The organism is Granulibacter bethesdensis (assembly GCF_001889525.1).
GTDB classification, from domain to species: Bacteria; Pseudomonadota; Alphaproteobacteria; order Acetobacterales; family Acetobacteraceae; genus Granulibacter; species Granulibacter bethesdensis_C.
This window is the reverse complement of record NZ_CP018192.1, coordinates 2,324,753-2,341,155: the sequence shown is the minus strand read 5'-3', so window position 1 is coordinate 2,341,155 and position 16,403 is coordinate 2,324,753. Positions and strand designations below refer to the sequence as shown.

The window sequence follows — 16,403 nt, the reverse complement described above, 5'->3', positions numbered from 1 at the left end:
CATGACCGCATCCCCGCCCAGACAGGATGACGCCCTGTGGACCCCACCGCGTGCGTCCTCGACATTTGATGAATATACGATTGGCCAGATTCGTCGTGCCGCCGCAACCGGCATCTACGACATACGTGGTGGCGGCGCGAAGCGCCGGGTTCCGCATTTCGATGATCTGCTGTTCGTTGGTGCTTCCATTAGCCGCTATCCGCTGGAAGGGTATCGCGAGAAATGCGGTACGGATGTGTGGCTTGGCACGCGATATGCCAAAAAGCCGATTCATCTGAAAATTCCTGTCACCATCGCAGGCATGAGCTTCGGCGCGCTGTCCGGTGCGGCGAAGGAAGCATTGGGACGCGGTGCAACAACCGTCGGCACTTCCACCACCACGGGTGATGGTGGCATGACACAGGAGGAGCGGGGACATAGCCAGACGTTGGTCTATCAGTATCTGCCCAGTCGCTATGGAATGAATCCCGATGATCTGCGGCGCGCCGATGCGATCGAGATTGTGATCGGTCAGGGTGCAAAACCGGGTGGTGGCGGTATGCTGCTCGGCCAGAAAATTACTGATCGTGTTGCGAAGATGCGCTGCCTGCCGCCCGGCATCGACCAGCGTTCGGCCTGTCGCCATCCCGACTGGACAGGCCCGGACGATCTGGAAATCAAAATTCTGGAACTGCGTGAAATCACCGGTTGGGAAAAGCCGATTTATGTAAAGGTTGGTGCGTCGCGTCCGTATTACGATACGGCATTGGCTGTGAAAGCCGGTGCGGATGTCGTGGTGCTGGATGGTATGCAGGGCGGCACGGCGGCGACACAGGAAGTGTTCATCGAAAATGTCGGCCTACCCATTCTTGCCGCCATCCGTCCGGCGGTGCAGGCGTTGCAGGATCTGGGCATGCATCGCAAGGTGCAGCTGATTGTCTCTGGTGGTATCCGCATGGGTGCGGATGTAGCGAAGGCGCTGGCACTCGGTGCTGATGCGGTGGCGGTCGGAACCGGTGCGCTGATTGCGCTAGGTGACAATGATCCCGCGTTGGAAGAAGAATACGCGAAGCTCGGTACGACTGCCGGGGCTTATGATGACTGGCATGAAGGACGCGACCCGGCCGGCATCACCACGCAGGATCCGGTTCTGTCGGCGCGGCTTGATCCGGTATTGGGGGGGCGGCGTATCGCCAACTATCTTTCAGTGCTGACGCTGGAAGCACAGACGATTGCCCGGGCTTGTGGTAAGAGCCATGTGCATAATCTGGAACCGGAAGATCTCGTTGCCCTGACCATGGAGGCCGCTGCGATGGCACGGGTTCCGCTGGCTGGCACGAACTGGATTCCCGGGCTTCAGCCGGGCTGAGACACCAAGACTGATAAAAATGGCTGGCACAGTTCCATGTGCCAGCCATAACAAAATCATAACCGGTATAAGACAGCCGGGAAACGCCGATTACAGGGTTGATCATGTCGCCCGCTGCCATCTTTCATAGTCCTGTTTGCTGTCTGCATGAAGCGGGCGTGAAATCATTACTGGTAACGGGTCCGGGTGCATTGACAGCCGCATGAAGCAGGCCGTCCTGGAGAGGAAAACGCCAATGGCGACCATCTTGTCAGAGGAAGCGAAGCAAAGGGGTATTCGCTATTTCCTCATATCCTATGTCGATCTTTTTGGTACCAACCGTGCAAAGCTGGTACCGGCCGCGGCCATTGATGGCATGGTCAAATCAGGCGCGGGTTTCGCTGGGTTTGCAAGCTGGCTTGATCTGACGCCTGCTCATCCCGACGTGAATGCGGTTCCTGATCCGGACAGCCTGATCCAGCTGCCGTGGAAGCCCGAAGTTGGTTGGCTGGCTGCAGATTTGCATATGGGCGGCAAGATCCTGCCACAGGGGCCACGCAACGTTCTGAAGAAAATGAAAAAGGCTTCAGAAGAAAAAGGAATTACACTGAAAACCGGTGTAGAGCCTGAATTTTTCCTGCTGGATTCATCGGGCACATTGATCGGCGATACGCTCGATACCTCCAGCAAACCTTGTTATGATCAGGGCGCTTTGATGCGCCGTTATGATGTAATCAGCGAGATATGCGATTATATGACGGCGCTTGGCTGGGGACCCTATCAGAACGATCATGAGGACGGAAACGGCCAGTTCGAAATGAACTGGAATTATGCTGATGCTCTGGTAACGGCTGACCGTACTACTTTCTTTAAATATATGGTGCGTACGATTGCGGAAAAGCACGGTCTGCGCGCGACCTTCATGCCAAAACCGTTCCTGAACCGTACCGGAAGCGGCTGCCATATGCATATGTCGCTGTGGAACGGGGAGAGCAATCTTCTGGACGATCCAGATGATTCACGCGGGCTTGGTCTGTCTGCGCTGGGGTATCATTTTATCTCCGGCCTGATGGAATGTTCTGACGCGCTATGTGCGATTACCAATCCGACGGTCAATTCCTTCAAGCGGATTATCGCACCCCCTGGCCTGTCAGGCTCAACCTGGGCGCCAAATACGGTGACCTATGCCGGTGATAACCGCACGCACATGATCCGTGTGCCTGCAGGGGGACGGATGGAAATCAGATTGCCTGATAATGCGGCCAATCCCTACCTGCTGCCTGCCGCTATTCTGGCCGCTGGATTGTACGGGATCGAGACGAAAGGCGATCCCGGAGAACCGTTGGATATCGACATGTATCGGGATGCCGCGAAGCTCGACAATGTGCGCAGGCTGCCGGGCAATCTGCTGGATGCGTTGCGAGCCCTGAAAGGTTCGGAAGTCATCCGTGCGGCGTTCGGTCCTGATGTGGTAGACAGCTACGTCAAGCTGCGGCAGCGGGAATGGGATGAATACATGTATCACCTCACCGACTGGGAACGGCAGCAGACACTGGATTGCTGAGTCCTGAGCGGATGCAGATAAAGGGGAGCTTCGGCTCCTTTTTTTTTATGACAGAGCCGGTCAGCCTGCCTGCGCCAAAGCCTTGTGTGCCAGCGCAATAGCCCCTTCACGGGTTTTGGCGCCGCCTACAAAGCGGCGCACATGCACGAAGACGGCATCGGCCACACCGCTGACGGCCGCGAGATCAGCGCCCTGTAGACCGGCCCAGCTTTCCGGCAAAGGCAGGCGTTGGGCAAAGGAACCGGGTTCTGGCGGTACGGTATCGACCATCCAGTTGCCATTGGAGGCAGGTGAGACCGCCAGTAATACCGGAAGATCATGGCTGAATACGATATTTTTCCACGGCATGCCGGTCTCCAGCACCAGCAGGCGTTTATCATCAGCCGCTGCATGCGCCGCCAGGACCAGTGCCTCAGCCTGCAGCTTGGAGCGCTGGATATCGACCTGGCGTGCCAGTACACCGGCCACCATGGCTGTCGCGTGCTGGAAGGCGTCATCTCCGGCTGTGGGGCCGTTGGCGTCAGGGCTGTCCCAGGGCGGATTGAAATCGCCGACAAGGGCTGCAAGATCGAGAGAGTTACGAACAACCGGGCCTGAAGCCGAAACGCCATTGTCGATTTCATCAATGCGTTTCACCAATTTTCCATCCAGAGCCGTAGCAATGGCATGGGCGAAGGCAGCATCCTGTGGTGCCAGCAGGGAGGCGACGGCACGTTCCCCATACATCTGCCATACCAGCCCTGCAGAGGAAAAAGGCGTTCCATCCTCCCGCGTAGGCGCGCCAATCTGATGATGATCAAACCGGTTATTGGAAGGATCCGAGATCAGCCCGACATCAAAAACGATATCGCCGGTTTCGATCAGCTCCGGCTTGCGGGTGCGTAGAAGCACATGGTCCTCACCCGATCTGGAAAGACCAAGAGCAAAACGTAATACGGCGTAGGCAAACACCTCATCGCAATGGAATTTTCCGCTATGGGTAATCAGCAGCGGCGTAATCTTCTTGGTCATGAAAGTCCTGAAAAAATTCAATTGTTAAAAATCGGTCGACTGGTCCGCTGCTGAAAAGATGGCTCCAGTACTGAGCTCAGTTTTTTCAACAGCATATCCATACTGAACGGCTTGGCCAGAATATCCAGATTTTCCTGTACATATGTGCTCAGCCTGTCTGCAGCGTGAGGGGTGCAGTCATATCCCGTCATCAAAAGGACAGGCAGGTCAGGGATAAGAGACAGGGCCTCTGCCACCAGTTGCCGGCCGTTCATGCTACCGGGCAGGCCAATATCGGTAATCAGACCGTCAATCCTGTAACCATTTTGTAGAGTGGTTTTCAGTAGTCTCAGTGCTGCTGCGGCATGATCAGCCAACAAGATTTTGTATCCCTGATCCTGAAGGGTTTCCTTGATCAAATGGCGGATAGACTCTTCATCATCCACAACCATGATTGTACCACTGGCTGGATGAGAGGATGAAGTGGAGGTGGATGCAGAAAAACCTGTCATCTGTCCGGTATGGTGTGCAGTGGAAAGATCACCATAATAACAGGGAAAATAAAGACAGATCGTTGTTCCTGAGCCGAGGGATGATTTCAGCCGCACATGGCCGCCTGTCTGTTTGATGAAACCGTAAATCATCGACAGGCCAAGTCCGGTTCCCTGACCAATCGGCTTTGTCGTGAAGAACGGATCGAAAGCACGCCTCATGACATCCTTAGTCATTCCTATACCGGTATCCTGCACGGCAATGACCAAGTAATCACCGGGCTGGAAATTGGAAAGTGCGCTGTCAAGCCATGTTTCGTTTACTTCGCTGACATGTCGCTCCGGTATTTTTATTATGTTTGTTTCCATGATCAGGGTTCCACCCTGCGGCATGGCATCGCGTGCATTGATCACCAGATTCAGCAATCCGTTTTCCAGCTGATTGGGATCACATTGAATCAATGCAGGGATTGGCTGAAAATTGATCTGAACCTGAATCGAGGGGCCGCAAATACTCTTGATCAGTTCAGCCATGCCTGTAATCAGGTTTTCTGGATCAAGTGTGCATGGTGACAAGGTCTGACGCCGTGAGAAAGCCAGAAGACGGTGGGTCAGGGATGCCCCTCGTTCCACCGCTTGATGGGCTGTGGCAATATAGCGCGGCAGGGATTGCAGGCGTCCGCGATCCAGATTGGTCTGCATCAGTTCCAGACTGCCCCTGATGGCTGTCAGCAAATTATTGAAGTCATGCGCAATCCCACCTGTCAGTTGACCGACTGCTTCCATTTTTTGTGCCTGGTGCAGCTGTGCTTCCAGTTCCTTGCGGTGTTCTTCGGCTGAGATGAGATCTGTAACATCGCGTCCGGTTGCATAGATCAACCCGTCAAACGGCACAGCATTCCATGAAATCCATCGATAGCTGCCATCGACATGAAGAATACGGACAGGTTGGCTGACAACTGTCTGTCCTTGCCGCATCTGTTCCATTGAGCGTTCGACTTCCGGCAGATCATCCGGGTGGCACAAGGTATCAATGGGGTTTTCGATATCCTTGATATTGTCCCAGCCCAATATTGCTTGCCAGGCCGGATTGATGCTCAGGATAACGCCATCATACCGGAGGATGGCCAGAAGATCGCGGGACAGGCACCAGATGCGCTCCAGTTCCTGCACATGGTGGGCGATTTCCTGTTCCAGTCCCTGGCTGCGGACAGCGAGGGCCTCTCGGATGTTTCGTTCCACATCGATATCCGTGCAGCTGCCGAACCAGCGGAGTGGTTCCCCCGTGGCGGCATCCGGTTCCGGTTGTGCCGTGAGCAGAAACCAACGGTAGACTCCGTTGCGCTGACGCATACGGTACTCGCATTTCAAAGCGCCTTCCTGCTTTGCTGCAGCCCAGGCGGTGCGGAGAGTCTGGCGGTCGTTCGGGTGGACCAGACTCATCCAACGGCCTTTCCGAAGAAGATGCCGGGGCGACCGACCGCTGAAATGCTCCCATTTCTCGCTGACGTATAAAATATCTCCCTGTTGATCGGCCATCCAGATGATCTGTGGCAGGGTTTCCGTCATCAGTCGGAAACGGGCTTCACTGTATTGAAGGGCCTGCTGGGCCTCCCGTGCTTCAGTAATATCGCGGGAGACGGCCATCAGGCGCGTTATGCTGCCCTTCTGATCGAGCAGGGGCGTGATGATTATGTCCCAGTGTGAGGATTTACCCTGGCTGTTGGTAGTGGTTCCTTCCAGACGGCCGATACCTCCTGATCGCGCTTTCGCAACGGCCGCTAAGGCCTGAGAGCGCACAGGCTCGTCCCATAAATGCGGCCAGGATTTGCCAATGACATGGGAAGCATTGGCGATGCCCAGCGCCTTAAGACCAGCATTGCTGATGAACAGCAGCGTTCCCTCTGTCGTCAGAATTTTCATACAGTCCGGAGACGTGCCCAGCAGTTCCAGAAAGTCGCTCTGTGCAGGGACATGCCCCTTGTGGTCGGATTGATCGTCGGGGGGATCGCTCTGCATGCCGGCCAGTCGGGCGAGGGCGAGCAGCCGGCTGCTTTGTGCGGGGGAGAGCGTCCGGGCCGTCATCCCCAGGACGCATAATGCGCCTTGCTGATGGCCAGAAGGCGTTATGACAGGATAGCCTGCGAAGAAAACAGGCCGGATTACCTCCTGTGGCAGGGCTTCATCCCGGATATGGATGACCGGTTCCTCGCCTGCCATGAAGGCCTTTGCCAGTGCAGGAAGAGAGGTGTGAGGAAAAAAAGGCAGGTTACCCTGTCCTGCGCCATGAATGTCCAGAAACGGGGACTGACCGGGGGTGGTGTTGATATAAAGCACTGCACATTCTGCATCGCACGCCAGTGCAGCCAGTGTGGCAATGCCTGCACAGCCTTCATGCCGCCCAGATGCCAGTGCTTCCGGATCCGGCTTGATGGCGGCTTCACCGGATGCTTGCTGGTTCAGACCAGAAATGGATGAGGTGTCCTTGAGGATGTTCAGGAAAAAGACCCTTCTTCAAGCCCTGCTATAAAGCATAGCGTATCATAAGGAGAATAATGGGAGTCTTATTGTGACGTCTGACTGAGTAAGCGCATCATCGTGCAAACGAAAGCTTTATAAATCAGAATCCGAACGAAACTTTTTTCATATTGCTGCTACGGAGATTTTTATATCGGGACAGTGCCATCAACGGGAAAAACTGTCTGTAACCGTGATATTTCAGGTAGAAGACCCGCGGGAAGCCAACCGCCGTATAGGCCGCTTCATCCCATTCCCCATCCGGCTTCTGTGTTGCCTGCAAATAGGCAATGCCGCGCCGTGTCGCCTCATGTTCGGCTTCCCCGGCGGCCATGAGACCAATCAGCGCCCAGGCGGTCTGGCTGGGGGTGCTTTCCTTGTAACGACCGGGCTGCGCGCCAGAGGCGGGGTCATAAGTTTCCTCATCCTCGCCCCAGCCGCCATCCTCGCGCTGTGTTGCCAACAGAAAATTGACCGCGCGCCGGATGGCTGGGTCATCATGCGGCACGCCGGCAACATTCATGGCGCACAATACGGACCATGTGCCATAGATATAGTTGGTGCCCCAGCGGCCGAACCAGCTGCCATCGGCTTCCTGTTCCTTGCGCAGCCAGGTCATGGCGCGGTCGATCACAGGTTTGTCTTCCGGATTGCCCAGCTGAGCGAGGAAGGAGATGCAGCGTGCCGTCACATCGGCGGTCGGCGGATCCAGCAACGCACCATGATCGGCGAAGGGGATGTGGTTCAGATAATCCTTGTCATTATCGGCATCGAACGCCCCCCAGCCGCCGTCGCGGCATTGCAGCCCGATGATCCACTCACGCGCTTTCCGGATGCTCTCCTCATGTGCCGGGTCACCCTGCCGGTGCAGCAGCATGGCCACGACCGCCGTATCGTCCACATCGGGGTAATGGGCATTATTGTACTGGAAGGCCCAGCCACCAGGTTGGACACCGGGACGGATTTCAGCCCAGTCGCCGACCACATCCGTGATCTGACGGTTCCGCAGCCAGTCGCAGGCAGCTGCCACACCCGGAGAAACAGCGCCCTCAGCTTCGGCCATGGCATGGCCCGACAGGCCGGTATCCCAGATGGGGGAAAGGCAGGGCTGGCAATAGGCCTCATCATCCTTGATGACCAGCAGCTTGCGGACGCTTTCCCATGCAATCGCGGCCTCCGGATGATCGGGGCTGTAGCCCAGTACGTCATACATCATCACGCTATTGGCCATGGCGGGGTAGATTGCGCCCAGCCCGTCCTCACCATTCAGGCGCTCCCGCACGAAATCCACGGCCAGACGGATGCTGCGCGGGCGCATGGGTTTCAGCGCCACCGGCTCCACAACACGCAGCACGCTGTCCAGATATTTGAAAAAATGTCCCCAGCCGGAGCGGAACGGACCACGGATCCAGTCCCTGATCCGGTCGGGATCATTCAGGAACAGCTCACGGACATGCACGTTGCGCGGATTGCGTGCTTTCGGCTTGCGGTCCATCAGCACCAGCAGCGGTGCGATCACGGTGCGCGACCAGTAGCTGACTTTCCACATGTTGATGGGAAACCATTTGGGCGCGATCATCAGTTCGGCGGGCATGACCGGTACGCCGCGCCAGGGAATCTGCCCGAACAGCGCCAGTTGAATGCGGGTGAAGACATTGCTGCGCTCTGCCCCGCCTGCGGCCAGAATGGCTTCGCGGGCGCGGCGCATATGCGGCGCATCCGGATCGTCACCAATCGCTTTCAGTGCGTAGTACGCCTTGACGCTGGCGGAAAGGTTGAAAGCGCCTTCGTGAAACAGCGGCCAGCCGCCATGGTCGCCCTGAATCCGCCGCAGATAGACGCCGATTTTGTGCTCCAGATCGTCGTCGATCCGATCCAGAAAATGTTCGAGCAGCACATATTCCGCCGGAATGGTGGCGTCGGCCTCCAGCTCGAAAACCCAATGCCCGTCTGTTTGCTGTTTCCGGTGCAGAGCCATGCTGGCGCGCAGCACGGCCTGTTCCAGCATATCGCCAGAGATGGCTTCAGAAGCCAGATCGGCAGGGGTGTCTTTTGGCATTGGTTCAGCCCGGTAGTAGCATTTTTACAGCTATCGAACCGGACCTGATGGCACCTTCGATTGTTGCAGGCAAGCCGGTTGCGGTCCAGTCCCCTGCGAGAGCCAGATTGGTGATGCCGCATTGCAACATGAAGTCGGCTTGAGGGCGTCGGGCATTCTGCCCGGGGGAGGCGAGGAAAGTGGCTCGTTTTTCCCGTACAATGCGGAGTTTGGGCATCTGTCCCTGCTGACCGGTGGCGCGCCGGATGTCGTCCCAGACGCGCTCTGGTACGTCCGGATCATCCAGCAGATGATTAGCCGCGCTGATAGTGACGGAGATTACCTCGGGACGTCGGAAAATCCATTCTGCCGTGCCGCCGACCACGCCAATGAAGCCCGCCTGAATGAAATCGGGATTTGTGGAGGAAGCTTGTGGCGTGCGGAAATGCAGATTGATGATGGCTTCATGCTGGTCCGGCACGGTCAGACCAGGCAGCAAATCGGCAGCCACCCAGGCCGGAACAGCGAGGATGACCTTGTCGGCTGCTCCCAGCCTGATATTCCCCAGTGTGACGACGCGCCCGTTCTCGATGGTGAGGGACACGATGCGGTGGCTCAACCGTACTTCCACCCCCAATGTGGACAGACGGTTCAGCGCAGGATCAACGAAACTTTCCGACATACCCTCCCGCGGAATGGCGGGGATACAGGCAGAACCGCCTTCAGCGAGGGTTTCATGGATGATGGCTCCGAACAGGCTGGCACTGGCTTCATGCGGGCGGGTATTCAGCGCAGACACCGCAAGAGGCTCCAGCAACCGTCGAAACAGAGGCTCCGGCAGGGCCAGATCCTGTACTGTTGCTTCTTTCTGTGCCCGCAGGATGCGCAGCAGGGAGAGATAGTCTCGTGCCTTTGTGCCCGCGACACGGGCTTGACGCTTCAGCAGCCATAGCGGCAGGCGGCCAAGGCCTGGCTGCACGCTCCAGAATGATCCATCGGTGAGGTCGGCAAAGGGAAACAGGGGTTTCCCCGGCCCGCTGAGACTGTCACTCGCGCCGATCCGTTGCAGGAAACCATGCGCCGCCCGATTGCCGGACAGCAGCAGATGGTTCCCATTGTCGATCCTGCATCCAAGCTCCTTATCAAAATAGGAGCGACAGCGCCCGCCTGCCTGACGACTTGATTCATACAGCGTAACGGACTGTCCCCGTTCAGCGAGGTCAAGGGCTGCGGACAGTCCGGCCAGACCCCCGCCGACAATATGGAACATGGGTGATGAACAGGTTGAATGTGACACGCGCACACGGATGCGCGGAGAGACGCGTAAAGTAAAGTCTCAGGGTGAGGTGCTGCTTTTACGGCCCGAGCCCAGGTCGTCCCGGAACAGGTCAATCAGCGGCTGCACCAACTCGAGATTCTCCTCAGAGGTATCACCAAATACGGCAATCTCGGAATTTCCGAGAGCAGGTAACGAGTCGATCTCTTTCAGGCCGCTTGGTACATCGGAACGACCGAGGGGGCTAATGCATAGCCCTTCCTGCACAAAGGCAATGATGCCAAGCAGGCTGGTTGAGGTATAGCGCAGCTCATGTGGAATACGGGCGCGGGACAAGACATCCAGCGCTCGTTCCCGGAACATGCATCCCGTTGAGAGGGTTGCCAAAGGCAAGGGCTTGTCCCGCTCCGGCATCCGGAAATCGTTGGCCGCAACCCAGACCATGGTTTCGGTCCAGATGGGCATCCCCATCGTGTCACCGGCACGGCGTCTGCCGATAACCAGATCGAATCGCCCTTCATCACAGGCGGTGCGGAGTTCAGCGCAGCGGCCTACCTCTATTTCCAGCCTGACTGCGGGATAGGTGCGATGAAAGCGGCCCACAATCTGCGCCAGATGATAGGGCAGGAAGTGATCCGCGACGCCAAGCCGTAAATGCCCTTTGATCGGGCTGGCCACCAGCCGTCGCACGGCTTCATCATTCAGGGATAGCAGCCGGTGCGCGTAAGCCAGCAGGATATCCCCATCCGGGGTCAGAGCGAGGTGACGGCTGGAGCGGTCGAAAACCCGGCGATTGATCAGGTCTTCCAGCCGTTTGATTTTAAGACTGATGGCGGATTGCGTCAGCCCCATCACCTGACCGGCGGCGGTAAAGCCCCGTTCCGTCACCACGCAGGCAAAGCAGCGGAGGAGATCGAGATCGAGATCAGGATAATTCACTTCAGGCTGCTCCTGCGGCAGCACTGATTTCCGGTAGGAAGAAAGAACTGCCTGACGCAACGGGTGGGTAGAACCATGAGAAATACAAATGATTCTACTGGCGTCAATCAGGAAATTTTATCTTTCTTTCCCCCTGCATGGTCTTAAAGCCGGGCATGGCCTTAAAGATCGTCCCATCCACCGCCGGAATCGGACCACCCTGAATCGCCGCTGTCACCCCAGCTGCTCTGATCAGGAGTGGTGTCGTTCTGAAGATTGCCCCAGTCATTGCCTCCGGGGGCTGCGCCGCCTGCATCGCCCCCTGTGCCCCAGACGCCGCTGTCACCACCGGCCCCGAATCCGGCACCCGGATCGGCATGTTCATGGCCGGAGAACAGCCCGGTCAGCATATTGCCGACCACCATACCGCCCGCCACGCCCGCAGCGGTGGTCAGGGCTGAGCCAAGGAATCCGCTTCCGCCGCGTTGGAAGGGGGGTTGGGCATATCCAGGTTGCGCGTAGCCCTGCTGGGGATAACCCTGCTGGGGTGGAGGCTGGAAAGCTGGCTGCTGAGGGGCGGAGGGCTGGCTGCCACCGAACAGAGTGCTGAAAAATCCGCCACGAGGCTGGCCACTCTGCTGCTGAAGCGCCTGCACCTGTTGTTGCAGTTGCTGCACCTGCTGTTGGAGGGCCTGAATTTTTTTACCGGCCTCGGCCAATGCGTAATCCTGCACATAGGCGGTCTGTGTCAGCCGGTAGCGGGCTTCGGGATAGCGGGTAAAAAGCTGGCCGATCAACGCATCGGCGTCGCGATCGACGGGCGGCAGCGTTTGTACTGCTGTTCCCGGTGCGGTCTGTGCCCCGCTGACCCGCTCGATGAAGCGGGTGATGATCTCGCGTTCCTGGTCGTTCATATCCGGCCGCTCTCCTGGCGATGTCCCCTCAATCCCCGGCATGAGGGTGCTGGACGAAACATGGCGCGGCATTGGGCGGCGATCAAGACGTCCCCATCAGGATAGGCAGGGCAAGCGCCATATCCTGACGGGGCAGACTGGATCAGCCTTCGTTCACCTGACGGATCCACTCACCGAGATTGTAGTGGTTGGAAATCCGGGCCACCTTGCCGTCTCGGATAGTGAAGAAGGCACCGGCGGGCAAGGTGTAACGCTGGCCGCGAGCCGGCGCGGTGCCTTCCGGCACGCCGGGATCCGTCTTCAAATATTCACCATGCACGATGAATTCGGAGGCTGCGAACTGGCCGGTCGATTCGGTCATCACGCGCAGCAGCTCGATCCGCTCGCGGTAGCAGTTGTTCATATGGGCGAGGAAGCGGGAGAAGGCTTCCTTGCCGACTTCCTTGTCGCCCTGGCTGATATCATGCTCCACGTCATCGGTCAGCAGAGCCAGGAAAGCGGCTTCATCGCCGGCGTTGAAAGCGTTGTAGTACGCGCGGATCAGCGCGTCGGCATTCTGGGTCATGGTTGATCCTCACTTGTTGCGGATTGCCGCCGACGGCGACAGCTTATAGCGTGCGCGGCTTCTCGCTTCTCGGAACCGTGCCCGTCAATGCCTGACAAACCCAGCTTCCAGGATCTGATCCTCCGCCTGCATGCTTTCTGGTCGAAAGCAGGCTGCGTTATCTTGCAGCCTTACGACGTCGAGATGGGTGCAGGCACGTTTCATCCAGCCACAACACTGCGCTCGCTGGGCCGCAAGCCCTGGCGCGCCGCTTATGTGCAGCCCAGCCGCCGCCCGACTGATGGCCGTTATGGGGAAAATCCGAACCGGCTTCAGCATTATTACCAGTATCAGGTGATTATGAAGCCCAGTCCGGAGACTGCGCAATCCATGCTGCTGGACAGCTATCGCGCCATCGGGATCGACCCGGCGCTGCACGACATTCGCTTTGTCGAGGATGACTGGGAAAGCCCGACGCTTGGCGCATGGGGGCTGGGCTGGGAGGTCTGGTGCGACGGGATGGAGGTCGGCCAGTTTACCTATTTCCAGCAAGTCGGCGGCATTCCGGTCGATTTGCCCAGTTTCGAGATGACATACGGGCTGGAGCGTCTGGCCATGTATGTGCAGGACGTGGAGAACGTCTACGATCTCGACTTCAACGGGCAGGGCGTCACTTATGGTGACGTGTTCCTGCGTGCGGAGCGCGAATACAGCGCCCATAATTTCGAATATGCGAATACCGAGATGCTTTCCCGCCATTTCATCGACGCGGAAAAGGAATGTGCGGCGCTGGTGGGGCAGGGGTTGGCGTTGCCAGCCTATGACCAGTGCATCAAGGCCAGCCATCTGTTCAATCTGCTGGATGCGCGCGGTGTCATCAGCGTAACGGAGCGGGCCGCCTATATCGCCCGTGTGCGCAGTCTGGCGAAAAGCTGTGCCGAAGCGTGGCTGGCGGGGGGAGGTTAGGGCGTTTCAGCCCTGACAGCCGGCTTTCTTCCATGATCGAAAAATTTTCTACCATTTCCTCTGGACGATGGTAGACAAGGTGAAGTAGCGTCTACCTGCAACGGCGGGATGTCTACCATCATGGCGCAGCTCAACATCAAAAGTGAGGATGCCTACGTGCTGGCAACCGAGCTTGCTGCACTGACCGGCGAAAGCATGACCATGGCAGTGACGGAGGCGCTTCGGGAACGTCTGGAGCGTGAGCGCCGCCTGCGGGACCATGTGTCCCGTCTTCAACGCCTGACTGTCCTCGCAGCGGATATCCGCGCTCATATGCGTGGTCGGGTCAGCTCTGATCATAGCGCGCTGTATGCCGAGGGCGGATTGCCACTGTGATTATCGATACCTCCGCATTGCTGGCGATTGTGCTGGGGGAGCCTGATGGCCAACGCTATCTGGAGGCGTTGGTCGTGGCCGAGCGCCCCCGCATGTCGGCCGCCAACTGGCTGGAGGCAAGTATGATGGTCGAGGAAAAAGGTGGCCGCCTTGCCGGCCTCCGTTTTGATGAATTCATCCGCGCCGCCGGGATTGAGATCGTCCCCGTCAGTGCCGAGCAGGCGACGGTGGCGCGTGGCGCATGGCGTTATTTCGGCCGATTCCGTCATGCGCACCGGCTGAATTACGGTGATTGCCTGGCCTATGCTCTCGCCAAGACCGAGAGTGACAGGCTGCTCTACAAAGGGCGGGATTTCGATCATACCGACATCGAGCCAGCCATTCAGCCCGAAGAAACCGTGTTGCAAGAAATCCAGGACTGATCCCGATGCCCGAATTACTGCTGGAATTGTTCAGCGAGGAAATCCCCGCCCGTATGCAGGTCAAGGCCGGGGAAGATCTGGTGCGGCTGGCCGGCGAGGCGCTGGCTGATCTGTCGCCGCGTGATCTGCGCTGGCATGTCGGCCCCCGGCGGCTTGCCCTGACTGCGACGGTGGAGGCAGGCGTTCCTGCCCGCTCAGGCAATGAGCGGGGTCCGCGGATTGGTGCGCCGGAGCAGGCTCTGGCCGGGTTCCTGCGCAAACATGGCGCGGATCGGTCAGCCCTGCGTGAAGAGGGCGATTACTGGGTACTCGATACGTCCAGCCCGGGCCGTGAAGCGGCAGCGCTGATTGCCGAGGTGATTCCGACGCTGCTGTGGAAATTTCCCTGGCCCAAATCCATGCGCTGGGGCGGATCGAGCCTGTTCACATGGGTTCGTCCCCTGCGCCGCATTCTCTGCCAGCTGGATGGTGCGGTGGTACCGTTTTCGCTCGCTCAGGGTGATGATGACGGGCATGGCCTGCGCTCCGGCGATGAGACGGAAGGGCATCGCTTCCTGTCCCCCGGTGCTGTGAAGGTGCGTGGCATTGCCGAATGGCAGGCGGCATTGGCCGACCGGCATGTGGTGCTCGATATCGAAGAGCGCCGTCGCCGCGTGGCGGAGGGTATTGCCCGCGTTGCTGCTGCCCATGGGCTGAGTGTGGTGGACGATTCCGGGCTGGTCGATGAGGTGGCCGGGCTGGTGGAATGGCCGGTGCCGCTGCTGGGTCGGATCGACGATCAGTACATGTCGCTCCCCGCGGAGGTGATGCAGGTCTCCATGCGGGTCAACCAGCGTTATTTCGCGTTGCGGGATGCCGAGGGCAAAGCCGCCCCTTATTTTGCTTTTATCGCCAATATCGAGGCCACCGATCAGGGCCGCGCCATTATGGCCGGTAATGAGCGTGTGCTGCGCGCCCGCTTTGCCGATGCACGCCATTTCTGGGATCAGGATCGGAAGGAACCGTTGGCCTCCCGGTTGGCCGTGCTGGAGCGTGTGACCTATCACGCGAAGCTCGGCAGTCAGGCCGCTCTGGTGGCGCGTTTGCGGCGGCTGGCGCGGGAAATCGCGCCGCTGGTCGGGGCGGATGCACGCGATGCGGATGGTGCGGCGCTATTGGCGAAAGCCGATCTGACCACCGGCATGGTGGGGGAATTCCCGGAACTGCAGGGCGTCATGGGCCGCTATTACGCGCTGCATGACGGGGAATCGCCGTGGATTGCCGATGCCATCCGTGATCATTACGCGCCGAAAGGCCCGTCCGATCCGGTGCCGGATGCCCCGGTCTCGATCGCGGTCGCGCTGGCGGACAAGATCGACCGGCTGGCGATGTTCTTTTCCATCGGGGAGGCTCCGACCGGCTCGGGCGATCCGTTCGCGCTGCGGCGTGCGGCGCTGGGGATCATCCGCATTATTCGTGAGAACGGGTTGCGGCTGCCGTTGGGCCGTTTGTTCGCCTTTGCCTCCGACGAAGCGCCGGTGGCCGATCTGCTGGCGTTCATGGCCGAGCGTCTGCGCGTGCAGCTCCGCGCCGAAGGGGCCCGCCATGACGTGCTGGCAGCGGTCTTTGCGGTGCATGCCGATGATACGGCGGAAGGAGCAGGCGATATCGTCCGTCTGCTGGCCCGTGCCGATGCCGTTGCTGCCTTGTTGGTCAGTGAAGATGGCGCAAATCTTCTAGCCGCCTACAAGCGCGCCGCGAATATTCTGCGCATTGAGGATCGCAAGGATGGGCCTCATCAGGGCACGCTGGACGAGTCCCTGCTTGAGATGCCGGAAGAGCGTGCGCTGGCCGAAGCGTTGCAGGAAGCGGAGCCAGCGGTCATGGCCGCGCTGGACGCGGAAGATGACGCCACTGCCATGGCATCCCTGGCCCGCCTGCGTGGTCCTCTGGATGCGTTTTTCGACCAGGTTACCGTCAATGCGGAGGAGCCTTCGCTCCGCCGTAACCGGTTGCGCCTGTTGTCCCGTTTGCGTGACACGATGAATCGTGTTGCCGACTTCTCCCGTATCGAAGGCTGAA

The 16,403-nt window shown here is 58.7% G+C and carries 13 protein-coding genes; 6 read left to right on the top strand and 7 right to left on the bottom strand.

All coding sequences use genetic code 11. The annotated features are described in order from the left end of the window. The first annotated feature begins 1 nt into the window (after nucleotide 1). Nucleotides 2-1,348: an FMN-binding glutamate synthase family protein gene (locus tag GbCGDNIH6_RS10510; RefSeq protein WP_072563842.1), complete on the top strand. Its 1,347-nt coding sequence runs from the start codon at nucleotides 2-4 to the stop codon at nucleotides 1,346-1,348. 235 nt (nucleotides 1,349-1,583) lie between these two features. Then, entirely contained in the window at nucleotides 1,584-2,891 is a 1,308-nt protein-coding gene (gene glnT, locus GbCGDNIH6_RS10505; protein ID WP_072563841.1) for a type III glutamate--ammonia ligase, read from the top strand. A 60-nt stretch (nucleotides 2,892-2,951) separates the two neighbouring features. On the opposite strand, the gene GbCGDNIH6_RS10500 is transcribed toward glnT, so the two are convergent. From GbCGDNIH6_RS10500 to GbCGDNIH6_RS10470, 7 genes are all read right to left on the bottom strand, one after another. Then, a complete protein-coding gene (locus GbCGDNIH6_RS10500; protein ID WP_072563840.1) occupies nucleotides 2,952-3,902 on the bottom strand; it encodes an MYG1 family protein in 951 nt (316 codons plus the stop codon). Nucleotides 3,903-3,919: 17 nt separating this feature from the next. After that, nucleotides 3,920-6,709, bottom strand: coding sequence for a hybrid sensor histidine kinase/response regulator (locus GbCGDNIH6_RS10495; protein ID WP_072563839.1), 2,790 nt, complete (start codon nucleotides 6,707-6,709; stop codon nucleotides 3,920-3,922). Between the two features lie 283 nt (nucleotides 6,710-6,992). After that, on the bottom strand, nucleotides 6,993-8,948 hold the full coding sequence (gene shc, locus GbCGDNIH6_RS10490; protein ID WP_072563838.1) for a squalene--hopene cyclase: 1,956 nt from the start codon (nucleotides 8,946-8,948) through the stop codon (nucleotides 6,993-6,995). A 4-nt stretch (nucleotides 8,949-8,952) separates the two neighbouring features. After that, complete coding sequence (hpnE, locus tag GbCGDNIH6_RS10485; RefSeq protein WP_072563837.1) at nucleotides 8,953-10,197, bottom strand: hydroxysqualene dehydroxylase HpnE; 1,245 nt, start codon at nucleotides 10,195-10,197, stop codon at nucleotides 8,953-8,955. A gap of 66 nt (nucleotides 10,198-10,263) precedes the next feature. Next, on the bottom strand, nucleotides 10,264-11,202 hold the full coding sequence (locus GbCGDNIH6_RS10480; protein ID WP_232449805.1) for a LysR family transcriptional regulator: 939 nt from the start codon (nucleotides 11,200-11,202) through the stop codon (nucleotides 10,264-10,266). Between the two features lie 101 nt (nucleotides 11,203-11,303). Next, a complete protein-coding gene (locus GbCGDNIH6_RS10475; protein ID WP_072564537.1) occupies nucleotides 11,304-12,035 on the bottom strand; it encodes a DUF2076 domain-containing protein in 732 nt (243 codons plus the stop codon). 142 nt (nucleotides 12,036-12,177) lie between these two features. After that, complete coding sequence (locus GbCGDNIH6_RS10470) at nucleotides 12,178-12,600, bottom strand: ketosteroid isomerase-related protein (protein WP_072563836.1); 423 nt, start codon at nucleotides 12,598-12,600, stop codon at nucleotides 12,178-12,180. A gap of 87 nt (nucleotides 12,601-12,687) precedes the next feature. On the opposite strand from GbCGDNIH6_RS10470, the gene GbCGDNIH6_RS10465 reads away from it, so the two are divergent. The 4 genes from GbCGDNIH6_RS10465 to glyS all read left to right on the top strand — a co-directional run bounded on the left by GbCGDNIH6_RS10465 (nucleotide 12,688) and on the right by glyS (nucleotide 16,402). After that, nucleotides 12,688-13,545: a glycine--tRNA ligase subunit alpha gene (locus GbCGDNIH6_RS10465; RefSeq protein WP_025287409.1), complete on the top strand. Its 858-nt coding sequence runs from the start codon at nucleotides 12,688-12,690 to the stop codon at nucleotides 13,543-13,545. A gap of 120 nt (nucleotides 13,546-13,665) precedes the next feature. Beyond that, nucleotides 13,666-13,920, top strand: a complete 255-nt coding sequence (locus tag GbCGDNIH6_RS10460; protein ID WP_038512269.1) for a type II toxin-antitoxin system VapB family antitoxin — start codon at nucleotides 13,666-13,668, stop codon at nucleotides 13,918-13,920. Continuing rightward, a complete protein-coding gene (locus GbCGDNIH6_RS10455) occupies nucleotides 13,917-14,342 on the top strand; it encodes a type II toxin-antitoxin system VapC family toxin (RefSeq protein WP_072563835.1) in 426 nt (141 codons plus the stop codon). The genes GbCGDNIH6_RS10460 and GbCGDNIH6_RS10455 overlap by 4 nt, the downstream gene beginning before the upstream one ends. A gap of 5 nt (nucleotides 14,343-14,347) precedes the next feature. Next, a complete protein-coding gene (gene glyS, locus GbCGDNIH6_RS10450; protein ID WP_072563834.1) occupies nucleotides 14,348-16,402 on the top strand; it encodes a glycine--tRNA ligase subunit beta in 2,055 nt (684 codons plus the stop codon). The last annotated feature ends 1 nt before the right edge of the window (nucleotide 16,403 follow it).

Bases quoted from the DNA above. Each gene is read 5' to 3' on its own strand.
- GbCGDNIH6_RS10510 (WP_072563842.1), top strand. From the start codon at position 2: ATGACCGCATCCCCGCCCAGACAGGATGACGCCCTGTGGACCCCACCG.
- glnT (WP_072563841.1), top strand. From the start codon at position 1,584: ATGGCGACCATCTTGTCAGAGGAAGCGAAGCAAAGGGGTATTCGCTAT.
- GbCGDNIH6_RS10500 (WP_072563840.1), bottom strand. From the start codon at position 3,902: ATGACCAAGAAGATTACGCCGCTGCTGATTACCCATAGCGGAAAATTC.
- shc (WP_072563838.1), bottom strand. From the start codon at position 8,948: ATGCCAAAAGACACCCCTGCCGATCTGGCTTCTGAAGCCATCTCTGGC.
- hpnE (WP_072563837.1), bottom strand. From the start codon at position 10,197: ATGTTCCATATTGTCGGCGGGGGTCTGGCCGGACTGTCCGCAGCCCTT.
- GbCGDNIH6_RS10475 (WP_072564537.1), bottom strand. From the start codon at position 12,035: ATGAACGACCAGGAACGCGAGATCATCACCCGCTTCATCGAGCGGGTC.
- GbCGDNIH6_RS10470 (WP_072563836.1), bottom strand. From the start codon at position 12,600: ATGACCCAGAATGCCGACGCGCTGATCCGCGCGTACTACAACGCTTTC.
- GbCGDNIH6_RS10465 (WP_025287409.1), top strand. From the start codon at position 12,688: ATGCCTGACAAACCCAGCTTCCAGGATCTGATCCTCCGCCTGCATGCT.
- GbCGDNIH6_RS10460 (WP_038512269.1), top strand. From the start codon at position 13,666: ATGGCGCAGCTCAACATCAAAAGTGAGGATGCCTACGTGCTGGCAACC.
- glyS (WP_072563834.1), top strand. From the start codon at position 14,348: ATGCCCGAATTACTGCTGGAATTGTTCAGCGAGGAAATCCCCGCCCGT.